This is a genomic window from Arthrobacter sp. LAR12-1-1.1 (assembly GCF_040676555.1).
Lineage (GTDB): Bacteria > Actinomycetota > Actinomycetes > Actinomycetales > Micrococcaceae > Arthrobacter.
Map to the genome: position 1 here is coordinate 396622 of NZ_JBEGIG010000034.1, position 19814 is coordinate 416435.

The following is a 19814-nucleotide window of genomic DNA, read 5'->3' on the forward strand; positions in this document are numbered from 1 at the left end:
TACTAAGTAGTGGTCTCCGGACTCGAGTCGATCCAGCTCGGAACTGTCATCCTGATCGTCGTGGCGGGCCTGGCGGCGGGCTGGGTCGACGCCGTCGTCGGTGGCGGCGGGCTCATCCAGCTCCCGGCGATGCTCCTGGTGCCGGGCATCAGCCCGGTCCAGGCGCTGGCGACCAACAAGATGGGCTCCATCTTCGGCACCACCACGAGTGCGGTCACGTATTACGGCCGTGTCCGGCCCGATCTGCGCACCGCACTGCCCATGGCGGGGATCGCGATGGCGGGCAGTTTCGGCGGGGCGGCGCTGGCCGCCAACCTGCCCGCAAGCGTGTTCAAGCCGATCATCGTGGTGGCGCTGATCGCCGTCGCCCTTTTCACCGCCTTCCAGCCCGGCGTCGGTGAGCTGACCAAGCTGCGCCACGAGGGGCACCGGCACTACGTGGTGGCCTGCGTGATCGGCGGCGTGATCGGCTTCTATGACGGCATGATTGGCCCCGGCACGGGCTCGTTCCTGATCATCGCCCTCGTCTCGGCCATGGGCTACGCCTTCCTGGAAGCCAGCGCCAAGGCCAAGATCGTGAACATGGCCACCAACGCCGGAGCCCTGCTGTTCTTCATTCCGCACGGTGCCGTGCTGTGGGGGCTGGGGCTGCTGCTGGGCCTGGCGAACATGGCCGGCGGCTACCTCGGTGCCCGGACTGCGGTCCGGCAGGGGAGCAGGTTCATCCGGATCGTGTTCCTGGTGGTCGTGGGTGCGCTGATCATCAAGCTCGGCTCCGACGTTTGGCAAGATAACTTCGCTTAGGCCGGCAGTTCCGGCGGCTCGGGCAGGCTGGTAAAGGGACTCCCGGTCCGCTGGCCCCGGGCGTAGCATGCAGCTATGTCAGCAGGTGAGGAACGCTATCGGGATGCCCTGGAGGCCGCGGCCGGGCACGCACGCCGGTGGCTCGAGAGCCAGGGAACACGCCACATCGGGCCACAGGTAACGGCGGCCGAGCTCGCGGCCGACTTCGGCGGACCGCTGCCCAAAGAGGGCATGCCGGCCGCGGAAGTCGTGGACTATCTCGCGGCCAAGGCCGAACCCGGGCTGATGGCCATGCCGTCCGGACGGTTCTTCGGCTGGGTCATCGGCGGCACACTGCCGGCTGCCCTGGCGGCCGACTGGCTGCTCAGCGCCTGGGACCAGAATGCGGGGCTGCGCTTCGCCACGCCCGCCACCGCCGCGATCGAGGAAGCCGCCGGCAAATGGATTCTTGAGCTGCTGGATCTACCCGAAGAGTCCGGCGTCGGCTTTGCCACCGGCGCCACCATGGCCAACTTCACTTCACTCGCCGCCGCCCGCTGGCGGCTCATGGCCGATGCCGGCTGGGATCTCGACGGCGACGGTCTCGCCGGTGCGCCCCGGATCCGCTGCTTCGTGGGGCAGGAACGTCACGACACCATCGACCTCGGCCTGCGCTACCTGGGCCTCGGGCGTCCCATTGTGGTGCCCTCCGACCGTCAGGGGCGCATCATCCCGGCCGAGCTGGATTGCGCCCTGGACCTTGCGCTCGGCGCGGGGGAGGACGGCCGCCCGGTCCCTGCCCTGGTGTGCCTGCAGGCCGGCAACCTGCATTCGGGCGCCTTCGACCCCTTCGCCGAGGCCATCGCCGTCGCGAAGGCGCATGGCGCCTGGGTGCACGTGGACGGGGCGTTCGGACTCTGGGCGGCCGCCGTGCCCGAGCTGTCCGCCCTGACTGCGGGAATCGGCCTGGCCGATTCGTGGGGGACGGATGCGCACAAGACCCTCAATGTCCCCTACGACTGCGGGATCGCGATCGTGCGCGACGCCCAGGCCTTGCGGTCGGCGATGGGTCTGCGCACCAGCTACCTGATCCAGGCCGCGGACGGTGCCGGGGACCCGTTCGAGTCCGTGCCTGAACTCTCCCGCCGCGCGCGCGGCGTCCCGGTGTGGGCGGCGCTGAAATCCCTGGGCCGCGACGGCGTCGCCAGCCAGGTCCGCACGCTCGTGCAGCGGGCCGCGCAGTTGGCCGAACAGCTCGCGGCGCTGGACGGCGTCGAGGTGCTCAACGACGTCGATTACACCCAGGTGTCCCTGGCGTTCGGGGACGACGCCGTGACGCGCGCCGTGACGGAGCGGATCATCGGCGACGGCCGGGTCTGGATGTCCGGTTCACACTGGCAGGACCGCGATATCCTGCGGATCTCGGTGAGCAACTGGAGCACGGACGACGCCGACGTCAGAGTCGCCGTCGACGCCGTCCGCGACGCATTGGCGGCCGTACGGGGCTAACCGCGGGGATTATCCGGTTACGCGGATCCGAAAGATGTGGACGGCGGTCACCTTGTATTCAGGGCACCCCGTAACCTCATCCTCCACGGAAGATGTCAGGCTGTTCACCGTTGCCCCGGGGAAGTGGAAGCCCGCGAACACCTGGCCCGGTTCCATATCGTCCGTGATCCTGACCCGCAGGACCGCCGTTCCATGCCGGCTGCCCAGCCGGACAAGATCACCGTCGCGGACGCCCAGTGCCGCCGCGTCCCCGGGTTCGACGTCGACCGTCTCTTCTGCGAGCAGGCGCAGGTTGTGCGTCCGACGGGTCATGCTGCCGGAGTTGTAGTGCTCTCCTCTGCGCCCGGTGATCAGCAGGAACGGGAACTCCGCGTCGCATTCCTCGCCCGGCGGCAGATAGGGCCGGGCGGCCAGGTGCGCCAGGCCGTCCGGCGTGGCGAACCGGTCCTGATAGAGCCGTGGTGTTCCGGGGGAATCGGCAGACCCGCACGGCCAATGCAGCGGGCCGTCCCGGTCCAGGCGTGGGTGCGAGATTCCACCGAACAGCGGCGCCACTGTGGCACATTCCGCCATGGCCTCCGCCGGTGTGGCGCAACCGAGGTCCGCCCCCATGCGGGCAGCGACGGCGTGCAACACGGCGAAGTCCGTGCGGACGCCGGCCGGGGGCGCCACGGCTTCCCGGACCCGCTGGAAGCGCCGGTCGAAATTGACGAACGTGCCGTCCTTCTCAAGCCAGGCGGCCACCGGGAAGACGACGTCCGCCGCTGCTGCCGTGGGGGAGAGGAACAGATCGTTGCAGATCACCAGCGGGCAGGCAGTCAAGGCCGCCCGCACCGACGTGCTGTCAGGGTCCGTGGCGAGCACGTCCTCCCCGATCACCCACAGCGCTTTCGAGGCCCCGTTCCGGGCGGCCTCGAACATCTGCGGGATCCGAAGCCCGGGTCGCGGCGGCACATCGGCCTGCCATGCCACGCCACACCGGTCCCGCGCTGCGGGGTCCAGGACCTTCTGGTAGCCGGGCAGCAGGTCGGGCAGGGCCCCCATGTCCGACGCGCCCTGGACATTGTTCTGCCCGCGCAGCGGGTTCACCCCTGCGCCGGCACCGGGCCCCACGGCGCCGCGCAGGAGGGCCAGATTGGACAGAGTCCGGACACCGTCCGTGCCGTGCCGATGTTCGGTCACTCCGAGTCCGTAGAAGATTGCCGGAGCCGCCGCCTGGCCGTACATCACAGCCGCCCGCACCAGGTCCTCCGCCGGGACACCGGAGATGCCTGCGACACGCTCCGGCGGATAGTCGCCTAGCAACGCCAGCAGCTCCTCGTAGCCGCTTGTGTGCGCGTCGAGGAAGTCGGTGTCCACGAGTCCCTCGCGGGCCAGGACGTGTGCGAGGCCATTAAACACGGCCACGTTGGTACCCGGCCGGGGCCGAAGGTGGATGTCGGCGTGCCGGGCCAAAGAGGTGCGCCGGGGATCCACAACCACCAAGCGGACGCCGTCCATGACCCGCTGGAAGATCCGGGAACCGACGACCGGGTGCGCCGCCGTGGGATTGGCGCCTGCGAGGAGGATCGCGTCGCACCGGTCGAGGTCATCGAACGGGTTCGTCCCGCCGCCCAGGCCAAACGTGGCGGCCAGGCCGGCCGCCGAGGGGGCGTGGCAGAGCCGGGCGCAGTTGTCCACATTGTTGGTCCCCATGAGGGCCCGGGCGAACTTCTGGGCCAGGTAGTTCTCCTCGTTCGTGGCCCGGGCCGAGGAGATGAGGGCGAATCCGTCCGGGTCCGCATCCCGAATTTCGGACAGCCTGGCGGCCACGTAAGTCGTCGCCTCCTCCCAGGACGCTGGCGTCAGGGTTCCGTCCCTGCGGATCAGCGGGGTGGTCAGACGGTCCGCGGAACCGAGGAACCCATGGGCGAACCGTCCTTTGACACACGCGTGGCCGCGATTCACCGAGCCGTCAGCAGCGGGCCGGACGGTCATGATCACGTTGTCACGGGTGGCGACCTCCAGGCTGCAGCCGACCCCGCAGTACCCGCAGGTTGTGCGCGTCTGCCGTTCGATCGGCAGCAGATTGAGCAGCCCGGGCTCGGAGAGCGCGCCGGTGGGGCAGGTGTTCACGCACGCCCCGCACGAGACACAATCGGACTCCGCCCAGGGACCCCCGGTTCCCGGCGCCACCACCGTGGCGGCTCCGCGGCCCACGAGGGTCAGGGCGAACGTGCCCTGGATCTCTGCGCACGCGCGGACGCACCGCCCGCAGGCGATGCAGAGGTCGCGGTCAAGCTTGACGTACGGGTGGGAGTGGTCATTTCCGCGCTCCGGTGGCAGGACCGAACCGGCCGGGGCAGTCACCCCGTAATCGGCGCATTGCCGGACCAGTTCGCTGCGGTCGGCGGGGACATCCAGCGCCCGGGCGGGCAGCCCCGCGACGATGGCCCGCAGGGCCTCACGCCGCATCGCCCGGGACGCCTCGACAGTGATGCGCAGTCCGTCCTCGGCCGGGGTGCTGCAGGCGGCCGCCGGACCGCGGCCGGTGATGCCGACCAGGCACGTCCGGCACGAGGCCACCGTTGTGAGCCGGTCATCGTGGCACAGCGTCGGGAGGGCCAGGCCGGCCGCCCGCACCGCGTCGAGCACCGTAGCACCGGCGGCAACCTCGACCTGACGGCCGTCGACCAGGAGTTTCACGACCGCCATCCATCCAGTCCGTAGACGCGGGCGAGGCTTCGCACCGCGGCCGGCACCCGGCGGCCGAAAGCGCACAGGCTGCCCGCCGCCATTGTGCGCAGCACTTCGCTGCGTTCGCGGCGAATGTCCTGGTCATCCGGCCGCTCCGACAAGGCCCGGCCGCGCCATGCCCCCACCCGGCAGGGCGAGCATTGGCCGCAGCTCTCCGCGGCGGCAAAGTCCCACAGGTTCCGCAGCACTTGGCTGCCGGACAGCCTGTCATCGAAGGCGACGATTCCTGCGTGGCCGAGGGCTGCTCCGTGCCTGGTCAGCGCGGCATCACTCAGCGGCACATCCATGTCCTCGGGGCCGACGAAGCCGCCTAGGGGTCCGCCGATTTGAAGGGCGCGCAGTGTTGCACCGTCCCGAAGGCCGCCGCCGAGATCCTCCACGATCCGCCTCACCGGCGTGCCGATCTCCACCTCGTAGGCGCCGGGTCGGAGGAACCGTTCGGACAGGCAAGCGACCACTGTGCCGGCTTCATCCGCGGTCCCCATCGCCGCGTACGCTGGTCCGCCGTGCTGCACTATCCACGGCACCGCGCTGAGGGTTTCCACGTTGTTGACCACCGTGGGCCAGCCGTGGAGTCCGCGCGCGGTGGGAAACGGCGGACGGGGCCGCACGACGCCGCGCAGACCTTCGAGCCCGTTCAGCAGGGCCGTTTCCTCACCGGAGACGTACGACCCTGCGCCAACAGCTACGTGGACCTCCAGGCTGAATCCGCTGCCTCCCACGTCCGGGCCGAACTGCCCGGCAGTGCGTGCCTCGAGCAGCGCTTCCTGCAGGCGGGCGACCGCGTCGGGATACTCTGAGCGGACAAACACGACGCCGGTGGCTGCACCGACGGCGAAGCAGGCAAGGGCAAGACCTTCGAGCACACGGTGCGGGTCCCGTTCCATGAGCAAGCGGTCCGCAAAGGAACCGGGGTCGCCCTCATCGCCGTTTGCCACGACCACCCGCGGTGCAGGGTGCTCCAGTGCGGCCCGCCATTTCGCGGCGACGCGGAAGCCGGCCCCTCCCCGTCCCTTCAGCCGGGCGGATTCGACCTGGCTGAGGACAGCTTCGGGTGTTCCTGAGGCCACGACGGCGGGCCAGACCGACCAAGGTGTCGACGCTCCGAGCAGTCCGGCGGTCACTACGGAGAACGTACTGTCCCGGTACACCGGGATGGGCGGGGCTTTCTGCGGTGACGTTCCCAGCAATTGAGCCGGCAGGTCGGCCCCGGCACACGCGTTCTCGCCGTCGAGGGCTGCCGGTCCGCAGAAGCAGTAGCCGAGGCAACGCACTTCCTGGAGTGATAAGGCGCCGTCCGAACTTCGGCTCCCCGCCTCCACTCCCAGGGCAGCCTCCACGTCCGCCATGTGCCTGCCTCCGGACGCCGCGAAGCAGGCGGCTGCGCCGCAGACCCGGACGTGCCGGGTTCCGCGCGGTGCGGAGAAATCGGCGAAAAACGAGGCCGGTCCCTCGGCCGCTGCCGCGGGGAGCCCGAGCGCGCGGGCAATCGCGGCAGGAGCAGCATCCGGGGTGCGGAGCATGGTCCTGACGTCCCCGATCGGCCGCCCGAAGCGGGCCGCATACCGGAGGAACGGATCGTCATTGTTCCGGTACTCCTGCCCACCGGGGTCGGCGGCTGAGCGCCCGCCAGGGGAATCGTGCATGCATCCAGCCTTCTCCCCGGGACCCCCAGTCGGGGAAGAGCCTAAAGACCCCGGAAGGTGAAGTGCCTCCGGAACGGGCCGGCCCTAGCGTCGATCCTCCGCCCAGTGGGCCGGGTCCTCGCCCGGTCCGGGCAGCTCCTGCGGAGCGGGCAGGCCGGGAAGCGTCCGGCCCGCCAGCGTGCTCGCCACCCACAGCGATCGGGCCAGATCGCCGTCGTGGTGACGCTGCGAGGCGTACCCCAGGGCGTTCTCCACCTCGCGGACCAGGCTCCACTGCCGGGCGGTCTCGGCGTCCAGACCGGCGGCCGCACTGAAATCCCCGCAACGTGCGAGCAGGGCCCGTCCGGGATCTTGCTGCGGCAACTCGCGGAGCCTGTTCCACAGCACGGGGGCCACGGCAAATTCGGCCTCGCCGATCATGGGCTGGGGATCGATCGCAGCGTACGGCTCCAGCCCCGCCGGCGCGTCCTGACGAGTGCCCGGTCCCGGCACGCCGGGCCGGGCGAGGATATTCAAGTAGTGCAGGTCTGCGTGGACCAGGACGTCCTTGCCTGACCGCCTGCCCACGGCGCCGCGGGTCTGGCAGACCTCAAGCGCTGCCTCGAGCAACCACCGGGGAAATGGCCGCGCCAGCTGCTCCCATGTCGCGGGGAGTTCATCGCTCCACTGTTCGGCCCGGGCCGCCACGTGGTCGATTTCCTGCCACCCGGGCCGGTCATCGGGGACCACGCTGAGCTGGCGGACCACGCCGCCCCACACAGTCACCGCCGTTTCCAAAGGGACATCCAGGAGGGAGCGGCAGGCATCCAGGCGCTCCAGGAGCAGGGCGCAGGATCCGGCGTCGGCGGCCAGGAGCCTGACGGCGCCATGGCCTCCCCACAGGGCGAGGGCGTGGTGTTCGCGGGTGGCCTCCTCATGCGCGAAGGCCACCTTCAGTACAGCCAGGCTGCCGTGGCCGCCGGATCCGTCCCCGTCCCGGCGCCAGACGGGGATGACGACGCCGCCGTGACCGTTCCACGGATGGGCGCCCGTCTCCAAGTCCGGCAGAAGCTCCCACTGCTCGAGGAATTGTTCGATCAGGCCAGGAAGTGATGCCAGCCAGGCACGTCCGTCAGGCGTGCGGGAGTAGCGGCGGGAAAGATCGGGCGGGATGGGGACGACTGGGATGGGGCTCACGGGACCTATCGTAGGTGCCGGAGTGCTTGATGCAGGCTTGGCAGGTGTCAGGTTGGGCGCAGCGGGCTTAGACGATGCCGCTCGCGCCGAGCGCGCTGCCGATCGCGAACGTGGCCACCAAAGCCGCGGCGCCGCCAATCACCACGCGGATGGCTGCCCTGAGCTTCGAGCCGCCGCCTATCCACGCGCCGACGGCGCCGGTGGCCGCCAATGCTACGAGCACGGCCACGAAGGTCAGCGGGATCCTGATGTTTTCCGGCGGGAGCAGGATGGCCAGCATGGGTAGGATCGCGCCAATGAGGAAAGCGATGGCAGAAGCGAACGCCGCGTGCCACGGACTCACGATGTCGGTTTCGTCAATGTGGAGTTCGGCTGAGAGGTGCGCGCCGAGGGCATCGTGTGCCGTGAGCTCCTTGGCCACCGTCCGTGCCGTCGCGGGGCTCAGTCCTTTGCCCTGGTAGATCGCGGCGAGTTCCTCGAGCTCCTCCTCGGGTTGTTCCGCCAGTTCCCGGCGCTCCTTCTCGATCAAGGCGTGCTGGCTGTCCTTCTGGCTGCTGACGGAGACGTATTCGCCGAGGGCCATCGAGATGGCGCCGCCCACGACGCCTGCGACGCCCGCGACCAGGATCGGCCCGGTGTCCGTCGTGGCGCTGGCGACACCGACGACGATCGCGGCGACCGAGACGATGCCGTCATTGGCCCCCAGGACGCCCGCGCGGAGCCAGTTGAGGCGGTGCGCGATGTCGTTGTGGTGCGGCTCGTTCTCGTGCAGGGTTGCGGCGCCGGTCGTGTCCATGACTACAGCAAATCACCCGGGCCAAAGGCATGCCAGTATTCCGAGGCTAACCAAAATAAGCCGAGGCTTGGTCGCGTGCTCAGTTTGCCGGCTGTGACGGCGGCGTGGTGGGTTCCAGGCCCGGCAGCGTGGCGGGGTCAAGGCCCGGCAGGGCGCCGGGATCCGTGCCCCACAGCACGGCCCGCTTCCCGGCACCGAGCAGGGCCGCGATGGCCCACTGCCGGGTCTCACCTTCGCTCAGGGCCACGAGGTCGCCGTACGGGGGCAGCGCGGCGGCCTCCAGGCTGCCGAGGCCGGCGGCTGGGGAGGCCAGGAAGGACTGACCCAGCGTGTAGCCGGCCTCCCGCGGCGGAACAGTGGAGCAGTGCAGCCGGCTCAGCAATTCCGCGCCGCCGAGGAGCGCGTCATGGCGGGCCAGTTCCTCGGCCGCGGATTTCGCCGCGGCGCCGCCGAGCCGGGGCAGCGCCACCTGGTAGCCGTAGATGGTCTGCGCTTCGGTCCGGACCACCGCCGCCAGGGCACCGCCGAGGCCGGCCGCGGCCGCGGACTGCCCTGCCGAGGACTGCCCGGGACCGGGCTGCCCGGCGGAGGACTCGGCGGCACCGGATTGCGGAGTCGCGGACGGGGACGGGCATGTGCCGGACAGCCGCGGTGCGGCCACGTCGACGGCCGGCGCCGCCGTCCCGGTGCCGGCGGCGAGGGCGGTAGCCTGCAGCAGCTGGGCGGTGCCGACTGCAGCCAACAGCCGTGCAATGCCGCCGTCGGCCACGGCAGCGTCTGCGAGGCGCTGGTTCCCGCTGTCCGCGAGAGCCGCCACGAGCCCGGCGGCGGTCGAAGGCAGGGGTGCGGCGGTCGCTCCGGCACTGGACTGGCCGGCACTGGACTGGCCGGCACTGGACTGGCCGGCACTGGTCTGGCCGGAAACGGACGGAGCCGTTGTGGCGGAGGAAGTTGCCGGGGCCGGGGGCGTTGCCCGGCCGGAGTCAGCGGCCGCTGCGCTGGCTGCGTCCGCAGGACTTTCCCCCGGTGCCAGCAGGGCCTGCGCCTGGGTTGTCAGCAAGGTTACAGTCCGTTCGATGGCAGGGTTCCCGGCACCGGCCGAAGGGCCGTCCGTGCTGCCCGCCGAGCTGTCTTTTGAACCGTCTTGCTTCGCGGTGCCAAGCTGGCTGCCAGCGTCCTTCAACCGCACGGTGTCTGCCAGTGCAGCGGCGCGCGCCTGTTCGGAAAAGGGCGGATCCGCAGGTTCCGGCGGCCGGGCCGGCATCAGGACCACCCCCAGGCTCACCACCGCCAGGGCGAGGCACGCCAGCAGCACGTAGCGGGGGAGCGACCGGGGAAAGTGATCCTGCCATCGCTTTTCCCTGGTGTCGTCGTTCACAACAGACCATGTTGTCATGCCGGTCCGGAACACGTGCACCACGCCGCCCGGAAAATCGCTAGGCTAGTACACACAACATTATCTAGCGGGAGGCGGCCGGCATCATGACGAACGCAGAAGCCACGACTTCAACAGACCGGACCGGGACGGGGAAGGCTGAAGCCGCACCCGTTCAAAATGTCGAGGCCGAGCGCCTTCACGCACTCCTGGAACCCGCAGTGCTGGCGAACCGGTTGTATCTGGAGGACGTTTCCATCCATGTCGCCGGCGCCAACCGGGTGGTCCACGTAGTGGTGGACCTGCCGCAGGAGGAGACCGGCGGCGTCGGGCTCGACGTCATCGCGGAGATCTCCAAGACCCTCTCCGACACCCTGGACAATGACCCCAGCATGGACGCGCGTCCCTATGAGCTCGAGGTCTCCTCACCCGGCGTCGGACGTCCACTGACGGAGGAGCGGCACTGGCACCGCGCCCGCGGACGGATGGTCAACGTGAACGTGATCCAGGGTGACAACGTCACCGGCAGGGTCCAGTCCGTGGATGATGGGGGAGTCACCCTCGTCCCGGAAATTGCCGTCAAGAAGGGCATGAAACCCAAACAGGGTGAACCCGTCAAGCTTCCTTTCGACAGGATCCGCAGCGGAAAAGTCGAGATAGAGTTCAGCCACCTCGAAGAGGCCGGTCTGGAAAAAGCAAACAATGGACCTTCTGAGGAGGCCTGATGGATATTGACATGAGCGCGCTGAGACTTCTGGAGCGTGAGCGTGAAATCCCGCTGGATCTCCTGATTCCGACGATCGAGCAGGCCCTGCTGGTGGCCTACCACAAGACCCCCGGCGCCTTCGAAAAGGCCCGTGCCGAGCTCGACCGCAAGAGCGGCCACGTGACCATCTGGGCCACCGAGATCGACGACGACGGCGCCCCGATCGGCGAATTCGAGGACACCCCCGCGGGCTTCGGACGCATCGCGGCGAGCACCGCGCGGCAGATCATCCTGCAGCGCCTCCGGGACGCTGAGGACGACAACGTGCTGGGCCAGTTCAAGGGCCGTGAAGGTGAGCTCGTGGCCGGCACCATCCAGCAGGGCAACAACCCGCACATGATCCAGGTCAACCTGGGCACGGTGGAGGCACTGCTGCCGCCGCCCGAGCAGGTTCCCGGCGAGAAGTACATCCACGGCAACCGGCTGCGCGCCTTCGTGATCGACGTCCACCGCGGCACCAAGGGCCCGTCCATCACGCTGTCCCGCTCCCACCCCGGGCTCGTCCGGAAGCTCTTCGAACTCGAAGTTCCCGAGATCGCGGACCGTTCGGTCGAGATCGTGGCGCTTGCCCGCGAAGCCGGCCACCGCACCAAGATCGCCGTCAAGGCAAACACCCCCGGCGTGAATGCCAAGGGTGCCTGCATCGGTGAAATGGGTTCTCGTGTCCGGGCGGTCATGACGGAACTGAACGACGAAAAGATCGACATCGTTGACTACAACGACGATCCGGCGACCTTCATCGCCAGCGCCCTCTCGCCGTCGCGCGTGAACTCGGTCACGATCACCGACGAGGCGACCCGTTCTGCACGGGTGGTCGTTCCCGACTACCAGCTCTCCCTGGCCATCGGCAAGGAGGGCCAGAACGCCCGTCTCGCCGCCAAGCTCACGGGATGGCGAATCGACATCGTCTCCGACGCCGCCGTCAACACCGGAAAATAGCTCGCAAGCGCGCAGCACACGAACACAGGCGCCGGGCCGCCGTCGTGGCCCGGTGAGCGTGTGCACTCTCACGGGTCAGCCGTGATTTCCAAGCTGACCGGCACGCCTGGGTTCGGGACCCGGGCGCCGGAGGGGCTAGAATAGAAGATGACCGCGCCTAACGGGCGGTATCCGTGTGTCTTTGGCGCGTCTGGGTTTTCCCAGATTCCCGGGACGCAGTGATACACCAAGCAGTTGTACTGGCAGGAAGATACTCGAACGTGGCACATGTGCAACACCTCGGGAATCAGCCGCAGCGCACTTGTATCGGATGCCGACAAAAAGGGTCGCGGTCGGAGTTACTCCGGCTCGTCGCCGGCGCCGGTGGTTCGTCCGCCGTCGTGGTGGATGAACGACGCCGGATGGCTGGCCGGGGAGCATGGCTGCACCCCAGCGAAAAGTGCCTGGCACTGGCGGTCAAACGTCGAGCGTTCGGTCGCGCCCTCAAGGGCGCAGCCGGTACAGCTGATGTGGAACGCCGGATCACTGCCGGCACGGAAGCCGTGGGCACCCCGGTGGCCGCAGCAACAACCGTCCAACCTGAAAGCGGGTCAGAAAACTGATGGAAACCCGATGAGTTCCCAGCGATGAGTGCGCAACGATGACAACTTTGTTGCGCTCTGCAATGGGCCTTTCAGCTGCATTCGCGGCGGAGGCCCGCAGTAAGAAGTAGACGGTTCGTGCCTGGCTCGGTGCGGACCGAGACAGGAGAAATGTGGCCAAGGTCCGCGTACATGAGCTTGCTAAAGAGCTCGGTATTACTTCCAAAGATGCAGTAACCAAACTGCAGGAACTGGGCGAATTCGTTCGCTCCGCCTCGTCAACTATCGAGGCTCCCGTTGTGCGGAAACTGCGCAACGCTTTCCCCGACGCCCCCGCAGCTTCGAAGTCCGAAGCTCCGGCGTCCGCCCCCCAGGCATCTGCCAGCCCGGCAGCGACCCGTCCGGCGCCTGCGCCTGGCCCCGCTGCGCCCAAGGCTGCGGAACCCAAGGCTGAAGCTCCGGCTCCGGCCGCTGCGGCACCTGCCGCTGCGCCCGCCGCTCCGGCAGCCCCCGCCGCCCAGGCTCCGGCAGCCCCCGCCGCCCAGGCCCCGGCTGCTCCCTCGACGGGCATCAAGCCCGGCGCGCGTCCGGCCCCCAAGGCTGAAACCCCGGCTGCTCCGGCACGCCAGGGCGGTTCTGCACCGCGTCCGGGCGGTCCCCGTCCCGGCAACAACCCCTTCGCCACGTCCCAGGGCATGCCCCGCGGCCGCGGCGGCGACAACGATCGTCCCTCGCGTCCGGGCAACAACCCGTTCGCTCCGTCCCAGGGCATGCCCCGTCCGGGCGGAAGCCGCACCGAGGGTGAACGCCCCGGTGGTCCGCGCCCCGCAGCAGGCGCAGGCGGCCCCCGTCCGGGTGGTCCCCGTCCGGCAGCAGGCGCAGGCGGCCCCCGCCCCGGCGCCCCGCGTCCGGCCGGCGCTCCCGGCGCCGGTCGTCCGGCAGGAGCCGGCGGCAACCGCCCGACTCCGGGCATGATGCCTAACCGCACCGAACGTCCCGCACCCGCTGGTGCCGGCCGTCCCGGCGGCGGAGGCCGTGGTCCGGGCCGTCCGGGTGGCGCTCCAGGTACCGGTGCTCCCGGTGCCGGTGGCGGCGCTCCGGCCGGTGGTGGCTTTGGTAAGGGCGGTCGCGGTCGCGGCGGCACCCAGGGTGCCTTCGGTAAGGGCGGCGCAGGCCGTGGCAAGCAGCGCAAGTCGAAGCGTGCCAAGCGTCAGGAACTGGAGCAGATGAGTGCTCCGTCGCTGGGTGGCGTGAGCGTACCCCGCGGCGACGGCAACACCGTAGTGCGGCTTCGCCGTGGCTCGTCCATCACGGACTTTGCCGACAAGATCGAGGCGAACCCCGCCGCACTGGTGACGGTCCTCTTCCACCTCGGCGAAATGGCCACGGCCACGCAGTCGCTGGATGAAGAGACCTTCGCGCTGCTCGGCGAGGAGCTTGGCTACAAGCTTCAGGTTGTGTCCCCGGAGGACGAGGAGCGCGAGCTGCTCTCCACCTTCGACATCGACTTCGACGCCGAACTGGAAGCCGAAGGCGATGAAGACCTCGAGGCACGTCCTCCGGTTGTCACCGTCATGGGTCACGTTGACCACGGTAAGACCCGGCTGCTCGACGCCATCCGCAAGTCCGACGTTATGGCGGGCGAGCACGGCGGCATCACGCAGCACATCGGTGCCTACCAGGTCACCCACGCCCACGAAGGCATTGATCGGAAGATCACCTTCATCGATACTCCGGGCCACGAGGCGTTCACCGCCATGCGTGCCCGTGGTGCCAAGGTCACCGACATCGCCATCCTGGTGGTCGCAGCGGACGACGGCGTTATGCCGCAGACCGTTGAAGCCCTCAACCACGCCCAGGCGGCCAACGTGCCGATCGTCGTGGCCGTGAACAAGATCGACAAGGAAGGCGCCAACCCGGACAAGGTCCGCGGCCAGCTGACCGAGTACGGCCTGGTTCCGGAAGAATACGGTGGCGACACCATGTTCGTGGAGGTCTCGGCCCGACAGAACCTCAACATCGACGAGCTCCTCGGCGCCGTTCTGCTCACCGCAGACGCTGCCCTGGACATGCGCGCCAACCCGAACAAGGACGCCCGCGGTATCGCGATTGAAGCCAACCTGGACAAGGGCCGCGGTTCCGTGGCCACCGTCCTGGTTCAGTCCGGTACCCTGCACGTCGGCGACACCATCGTGGCAGGCACGGCCCACGGCCGCGTCCGTGCGATGTTCGACGACGACGGCAGCGCGCTGACCGAGGCCGGCCCGTCCCGCCCCGTGCAGGTGCTGGGTCTGTCCAACGTCCCGCGCGCCGGTGACACCTTCTTCGTGACCGCTGACGAGCGCACCGCCCGCCAGATCGCCGAGAAGCGTGAAGCCGCCGACCGCAACGCCGCACTGGCCAAGCGCCGCAAGCGGATCAGCCTGGAAGACTTCGACCAGGCCGTCGCCGATGGCAAGATCGACACCCTCAACCTCATCCTCAAGGGTGACGTGTCCGGTGCCGTGGAAGCCCTCGAAGACGCGCTGCTCAAGATCGACGTCGGCGAGGGTGTCCAGCTCCGCGTCATCCACCGCGGTGTCGGTGCGATCACGCAGAACGACGTCAACCTGGCAACGGTCGACAGCGCCGTCATCATCGGCTTCAACGTCAAGCCCGCCGAGCGTGTTGCCGAACTGGCAGACCGCGAAGGCGTGGACATGCGCTTCTACTCCGTCATCTACGCAGCAATCGATGACATTGAGGCAGCCCTCAAGGGCATGCTCAAGCCGGAGTACGAAGAGGTCCAGCTTGGCACCGCCGAGGTCCGCGAAGTGTTCCGTTCCTCCAAGTTCGGCAACATCGCAGGCTCGATCGTCCGCTCGGGTGTTATCCGACGCAACGCCAAGGCACGCATCACCCGCGACGGCAAGATCATCGGTGACAACCTCACCGTTGAGACGCTCAAGCGCTTCAAGGATGACGCCACCGAGGTCCGCACGGACTTCGAGTGTGGAATCGGTCTTGGCTCGTTCAACGACATCACCGAAGGCGACATCATCGAGACCTTCGAGATGCGCGAAAAGCCGCGCGTCTAGGTTGGTTTAGCAGTACAGGTGCGGGGTCGTTGGATTTTCCGGCGGCCCCGCACTTTTCCGCCGTAGAGGGGGCCCCGCCCCTACGCTGGGTGGCCGACGTCTTACGACGTCGGCCACCCAGCTCCGGCAGGCCCGATGCCACTCCCGGGCCCCCTCCACGGCTCCAAAGGGCCGCCGGAAGAAACCAACGGGAGTCCGTCGTAGACTCGCCTTAGGGGCGTGGCATCAAAACCCAACTGGTGTACGGCCACCGTTACCGCGCCGTCGTACATCCAAATTTTTAGGAGTGGAAATGGCTGATCCCGCACGGGCTGCCAAGTTGGCGCAGCGGATAAAGGTTGTCGTTGCCGAGGCGCTGGGCCGGAGGGTGAAGGATCCCCGACTGGAGGGCGTCACCGTGACCGACTCGCGGGTGACCAACGACCTGCAGCACGCAACTGTTTACTACACCGTGTTCGGTGACGAAGTGGCCCAGGCCGATGCCGCCAAGGGGCTCGAGAAGGCCAAGGGTGTGCTGCGGCAGGAAGTCGGCCGGAACATCACCGTGCGGCTGACACCGACGCTCGAATTCGTGGCCGACCAGATCCCCGTCACCGCCTCGAACCTTGAGGAACTGCTCCGCGCGGCGAAGAAGCGCGACGCCGAGGTGGCCGCGCTGGCCGAAAGCGCCACGCACGCCGGGGACGCCGATCCTTACAAGAGTGATACGCCCCAGGACGTGGAGCTCGACGAGGACGACTTTGACGAAGAGGACCTGGACCTCATCGACAACGACGCGATCGATGAGGACCGCAACAAGTAAGAGAGCCTTCAACAGCAGGGGCCGGAACCGGAAACGGGTCCGGCCCCTGCTGTTTCTGTATCCGGGGACCTTCGACCCTTGGCCCGTTGAGGGGCATGGGAGTCCCATGGAACCATGACTGCACGTATGCGCAGGGCCATCGGAGTGCCGTGGAATCCAGCCTGACCAAGTGCCCGCATTGCGGGAAGACCAACCGGCTTCCCGCGGCCGCTGCGGGGCACCCGCGCTGCGGCAACTGCGGCAAGGACCTTCCCTGGATCGTGTCGGCGTCGGACGCCGACTTCCCGGTTGTCGCGGAGCAGTCTTCCGTTCCGGTTCTCGTCGATTTCTGGGCGGCGTGGTGCGGGCCGTGCCGGATGGTCAGCCCGGTGCTGGACAAGTTGGCGCAGGAGCGGGCCGGGAAGTTCAAGCTCGTGAAGGTCGACGTCGACACCTCCCCGGGATTGTCGCGGCGGTTCGATATCCAGGCCATCCCAACGTTGCTTGTCATCAAGAAGGGGACGGTGGCGGCCCGCCAGGCTGGCGCGCCGCCGGCCGCGGCCCTCCGCAGCTGGCTCGATGAGGTATTGGCGGCAAATCCGGGATGAGCGCCGGTTGGGTCGGGGTTGGCACGCAGATGAGGTCGAGATGGCAGATCACGGCAGTGCACGGGCAAAACATTGCCGCCAAATGCCATCTCGAAATGCCCTAGCGGCGCTTGGAGCGTCCCCGGGCTCCCAGTCCGCCGCCCAGCACGGGAGATCCCATGCCGAGGAGGTAGCCGAAGTCATACCAGTTCCCCGCGCGGGCGGAGTTATAGAACGGGAACTCACTCCAGAAACCGAAGACATGGGCGATCAGGACGATCCATGCCGTCAGCCCATTCCAGAAACCCCACAGCAGGTCTTGCCACCACACGATGTACTCCCTTGGCCGGAATCCACGGCGCCCGGACGGGCCAGGACAACCCGAAGCCAGGATGGCGGGCCAGCCTGGAAGCGCCGTGTGCTCAGGCTAGGGCGCCAGCTTCTCCGGCGGTAGGGCCGGTGGACCCGTCGGGGTCTGCTGCCAGTTCGCGTGCAGGGATACGCCGGAGGCCCTCCACAAGATCGGCCTGGTTTCCGCAGAGCGCAATGCGGATCCAACCCTCGCCAATAGAGCCGAACGCCGTGCCGGGGGCGAAGGCCACGCCGGAGTCCGCCAGGAAGCGGCGCGTCCATGTCCGGACATCCCCGCCGCTGGCATGTGAGACGTCCGCCCACAGATAGAACGCGCCTTGGGCCGCGAGGTAGGGGATGCCATGGGAGCTCAGCACCGCCGAGGCCGCGTCCCGGTTGGCCCGGTAATGGGCGTGGGCATGGCTGACGTAGTCCTGCGGACCGGTCAAAGCTGCCAGTGCCGCGTACTGCGAGGGGGAGGCCACACAGGACACGATCGACTCCATGACGTTATTCATCTTCTGCTCCAGCCCGGGCGGGCAGATCAGCGCGCCGATGCGCAGTCCCGTCAGCCCGTAGGTTTTGGAGAGCGTGAGCGAGGTGAACACGCGCGCTTCGCCTGGAACGTCGCTGTCGAAGCGGGCCGGGCTGACGTGCGGCACATCGTAAGTGAACGCCTCGTAGCATTCGTCGGAGATGACCCACAGATCGTTGCGCCTCGCCAGCTCCACGAGGCGGCGCGTCAGGTCCTCGCCCAGGACGGCGCCGAGCGGGTTGGACGGAGAGTTCAGGATCAATACCTTGGTCCGCGGCGTGATGAGCGCCTCGATGTCCTCGATCCGCGGCTGGAAATCGTGCTCCGGGTACAGCGGGTAGCGTACGGGCACGGCGTGCAGCAGGCTGCTCGTCATCGCGAAGGTGGGGTAGCCGGGGTTGGGAATGAGGATCTCGTCCCCGGGGGAGAGCAGCAGGCTCATGGCAAAGTGCAGGCCTTGCTGGGCGCCGTCGACCACATAGACGCGCCCGGCGCCGACCGGCGTCGCGTTGTGTTCCCGGAAGCGGGCGGCGAAGGCCTCCCGCAATGCGGGGATCCCGGCGTTAGGGGTGTAGTTGGTCTCGTCCCGGTCCAGGCACGCCATCCCGGCCTCGAGGACGTGGCGGGGGACTGCGAAGCCCGGCTCCCCGATACTGAGCACGATCGCACCGGGCGTTCCCCAGGCGGCTTCGGTGATCTCGCGGATCTGGTTGATCGGGACGTCGCGGACATGTGCGGCAAGCTCGGGCATGTGTGCCATCCTAACGCCCGGCGTCCGCGGTGGGCGCGGGGGCCGTGGGCGGTGGGGCGCGGCTGGCCCGCATATACTGGGAGGCGTGCTTTCTGGACTGGTGATAGTAGACAAGCCGCAAGGTTGGACCAGCCACGATGTGGTTGGACGGATGCGGCGGATCGCCGGTACCCGAAAGGTCGGCCACGCCGGGACGCTCGATCCGATGGCCACCGGCGTTCTCGTGGTGGGCATCAACAAGGCAACCCGGCTGCTGACCTACATTGTGGGCACCTCCAAGACTTACACCGCCACCATCAGGCTCGGTGAATCCACCGTGACGGACGACGCCGAAGGCGAGGTCACCGCCACCCGCAGCGCCGCCGGGGTCACCGAAGACGCTGTCCGCGCCGGAGTCGCCGCTCTGACCGGGGAAATTGAACAGGTTCCCAGCAGTGTCAGCGCCATCAAGGTCAACGGTGAACGCGCCTACGCCCGGGTCCGGTCCGGTGAAGAGGTCAAGCTCGCGGCCCGTCCCGTGACGATTCACCGCTTTGAGGTCCACCAGGTCCGCCGCGTGCACGATGGCGACGCAGACCGGGAAGCCCTGGACGTCGATGTCACGGTGGAGTGCTCTTCCGGCACATACATCCGTGCCCTGGCGCGCGACCTCGGTGAGGCACTCGGCGTCGGCGGCCACCTGACGGCACTGCGCAGGACCCAAGTGGGTCCCTACACGCTTGAGCAGGCACACACCCTTGAACAATTGGCGGAGAAGCTGGACGTCCTGGAGATCTCGGACGCGGCCCGGGCCCTAATGCCGAACCGTGAACTCAGCGAGGCGGAGACCACCGAGATTTCCTTCGGCCGCAGGGTCGCCGCAGGAGCCGCAGCCGGCACGCCGGAGGCAGCGACCGCGGACAAGCCGGCAGCAGCGTTCGCGCCGGACGGTACGCTCGTGGCGCTCCTGGCCGACGCGGGAAGCTACGCCAAGCCCGTGCTGGTGTTCGCGCCCGATAACGAAAAGCGCTCCACTGAAAAGGGCGCCACCGAAGCGGGCGGCAACGAACAGCGGGCCGGGCAATAGTGGACGCGTATTTCTACATCATCCTTGTGGTTGGCCTGCTCTCCAGCATCATCTGCGTCGCCGCGGGCATCCTGAAGAAGGCGCCCAACGACACGACCATACTGTCGGTGGCCGCCGTCGAACTTGCCCTCCTGGTCTATCTGGTGGGCTCGATTGTCCGGGTGGCCAGCGGGGAGCAGATCGCGGGGGAGTCCTGGGAGTTCTGGGGCTATCTGGCGACAGCGCTGATCCTCCCGATCGGCGCCGTGTATTGGTCCATCCTGGAGCGGACCCGCTGGAGCAACTTCGTCCTGGCCGCGGTCGGCGTCACTGCCCTGGTGATGGCGGCCCGTATGAACCAGATCTGGTATTGAGATGGA

Annotated in this window: 17 protein-coding genes; 10 read left to right on the top strand and 7 right to left on the bottom strand. The window is 68.4% G+C overall.

All coding sequences use genetic code 11. From position 1 onward, the window contains the following. Positions 1-9 precede the first annotated feature (9 nt). A complete protein-coding gene (locus tag MRBLAR12_RS17900; protein WP_364747399.1) occupies positions 10-804 on the top strand; it encodes a sulfite exporter TauE/SafE family protein in 795 nt (264 codons plus the stop codon). Between the two features lie 75 nt (positions 805-879). Then, complete coding sequence (locus MRBLAR12_RS17905; RefSeq protein WP_364747400.1) at positions 880-2292, top strand: pyridoxal phosphate-dependent decarboxylase family protein; 1413 nt, start codon at positions 880-882, stop codon at positions 2290-2292. A gap of 9 nt (positions 2293-2301) precedes the next feature. Here MRBLAR12_RS17905 and fdhF read toward each other — a convergent pair whose 3' ends face one another. The 5 genes from fdhF to MRBLAR12_RS17930 form a co-directional block, all read right to left on the bottom strand. Next, a complete protein-coding gene (gene fdhF, locus MRBLAR12_RS17910; RefSeq protein ID WP_364747402.1) occupies positions 2302-4986 on the bottom strand; it encodes a formate dehydrogenase subunit alpha in 2685 nt (894 codons plus the stop codon). After that, positions 4974-6674: an NAD(P)H-dependent oxidoreductase subunit E gene (locus tag MRBLAR12_RS17915; RefSeq protein ID WP_364747404.1), complete on the bottom strand. Its 1701-nt coding sequence runs from the start codon at positions 6672-6674 to the stop codon at positions 4974-4976. The genes fdhF and MRBLAR12_RS17915 overlap by 13 nt, the downstream gene beginning before the upstream one ends. 84 nt (positions 6675-6758) lie before the next feature. Beyond that, positions 6759-7850, bottom strand: coding sequence for an aminoglycoside phosphotransferase family protein (locus tag MRBLAR12_RS17920; RefSeq protein WP_364747406.1), 1092 nt, complete (start codon positions 7848-7850; stop codon positions 6759-6761). Positions 7851-7917: 67 nt separating this feature from the next. Further along, a complete protein-coding gene (locus tag MRBLAR12_RS17925) occupies positions 7918-8646 on the bottom strand; it encodes a VIT1/CCC1 transporter family protein (protein WP_364747407.1) in 729 nt (242 codons plus the stop codon). A 79-nt stretch (positions 8647-8725) separates the two neighbouring features. Further along, a complete protein-coding gene (locus MRBLAR12_RS17930; protein ID WP_364747409.1) occupies positions 8726-10024 on the bottom strand; it encodes a DUF4439 domain-containing protein in 1299 nt (432 codons plus the stop codon). Positions 10025-10128: 104 nt separating this feature from the next. Between MRBLAR12_RS17930 and rimP the strand changes: the two genes are divergently transcribed. The 6 genes from rimP (at position 10129) to trxA (ending at position 16773) form a co-directional block, all read left to right on the top strand. Beyond that, positions 10129-10746: a ribosome maturation factor RimP gene (gene rimP, locus MRBLAR12_RS17935; RefSeq protein WP_229993401.1), complete on the top strand. Its 618-nt coding sequence runs from the start codon at positions 10129-10131 to the stop codon at positions 10744-10746. After that, entirely contained in the window at positions 10746-11726 is a 981-nt protein-coding gene (gene nusA / locus MRBLAR12_RS17940) for a transcription termination factor NusA (RefSeq protein WP_018774503.1), read from the top strand. The genes rimP and nusA overlap by 1 nt, the downstream gene beginning before the upstream one ends. A gap of 269 nt (positions 11727-11995) precedes the next feature. Then, entirely contained in the window at positions 11996-12328 is a 333-nt protein-coding gene (locus MRBLAR12_RS17945) for a YlxR family protein (protein WP_364747412.1), read from the top strand. Positions 12329-12480: 152 nt separating this feature from the next. After that, positions 12481-15384, top strand: coding sequence for a translation initiation factor IF-2 (gene infB / locus MRBLAR12_RS17950; RefSeq protein ID WP_364747413.1), 2904 nt, complete (start codon positions 12481-12483; stop codon positions 15382-15384). Between the two features lie 292 nt (positions 15385-15676). Continuing rightward, positions 15677-16186, top strand: coding sequence for a 30S ribosome-binding factor RbfA (rbfA, locus tag MRBLAR12_RS17955; protein ID WP_364747414.1), 510 nt, complete (start codon positions 15677-15679; stop codon positions 16184-16186). Positions 16187-16335: 149 nt separating this feature from the next. Further along, positions 16336-16773 carry a thioredoxin gene (trxA, locus tag MRBLAR12_RS17960; protein WP_364747415.1) on the top strand — a complete coding sequence of 146 codons (438 nt, stop codon included), beginning with the start codon at positions 16336-16338 and terminating at the stop codon, positions 16771-16773. 100 nt (positions 16774-16873) lie between these two features. Here the strand turns inward: trxA and MRBLAR12_RS17965 are convergent, their stop codons facing one another. Beyond that, complete coding sequence (locus MRBLAR12_RS17965; RefSeq protein WP_026266615.1) at positions 16874-17083, bottom strand: hypothetical protein; 210 nt, start codon at positions 17081-17083, stop codon at positions 16874-16876. A gap of 91 nt (positions 17084-17174) precedes the next feature. Further along, positions 17175-18389, bottom strand: coding sequence for a pyridoxal phosphate-dependent aminotransferase (locus tag MRBLAR12_RS17970; RefSeq protein ID WP_364747416.1), 1215 nt, complete (start codon positions 18387-18389; stop codon positions 17175-17177). An 85-nt stretch (positions 18390-18474) separates the two neighbouring features. Here MRBLAR12_RS17970 and truB point away from each other — a divergent pair, with 85 nt between their 5' ends. Both truB and MRBLAR12_RS17980 read left to right on the top strand, forming a co-directional pair. Further along, the gene (truB, locus tag MRBLAR12_RS17975) at positions 18475-19455 is read left to right on the top strand and encodes a tRNA pseudouridine(55) synthase TruB (protein ID WP_364747417.1); all 981 of its coding nucleotides are present in this window, start codon (positions 18475-18477) and stop codon (positions 19453-19455) included. Next, on the top strand, positions 19455-19808 hold the full coding sequence (locus tag MRBLAR12_RS17980; protein ID WP_229993013.1) for a hypothetical protein: 354 nt from the start codon (positions 19455-19457) through the stop codon (positions 19806-19808). The genes truB and MRBLAR12_RS17980 overlap by 1 nt, the downstream gene beginning before the upstream one ends. Positions 19809-19814 lie beyond the last annotated feature (6 nt).

Bases quoted from the DNA above. Each gene is read 5' to 3' on its own strand.
- MRBLAR12_RS17905 (WP_364747400.1), top strand. From the start codon at position 880: ATGTCAGCAGGTGAGGAACGCTATCGGGATGCCCTGGAGGCCGCGGCC.
- fdhF (WP_364747402.1), bottom strand. From the start codon at position 4,986: ATGGCGGTCGTGAAACTCCTGGTCGACGGCCGTCAGGTCGAGGTTGCC.
- MRBLAR12_RS17915 (WP_364747404.1), bottom strand. From the start codon at position 6,674: ATGCACGATTCCCCTGGCGGGCGCTCAGCCGCCGACCCCGGTGGGCAG.
- MRBLAR12_RS17925 (WP_364747407.1), bottom strand. From the start codon at position 8,646: ATGGACACGACCGGCGCCGCAACCCTGCACGAGAACGAGCCGCACCAC.
- rimP (WP_229993401.1), top strand. From the start codon at position 10,129: ATGACGAACGCAGAAGCCACGACTTCAACAGACCGGACCGGGACGGGG.
- nusA (WP_018774503.1), top strand. From the start codon at position 10,746: ATGGATATTGACATGAGCGCGCTGAGACTTCTGGAGCGTGAGCGTGAA.
- rbfA (WP_364747414.1), top strand. From the start codon at position 15,677: ATGGCTGATCCCGCACGGGCTGCCAAGTTGGCGCAGCGGATAAAGGTT.
- MRBLAR12_RS17970 (WP_364747416.1), bottom strand. From the start codon at position 18,389: ATGCCCGAGCTTGCCGCACATGTCCGCGACGTCCCGATCAACCAGATC.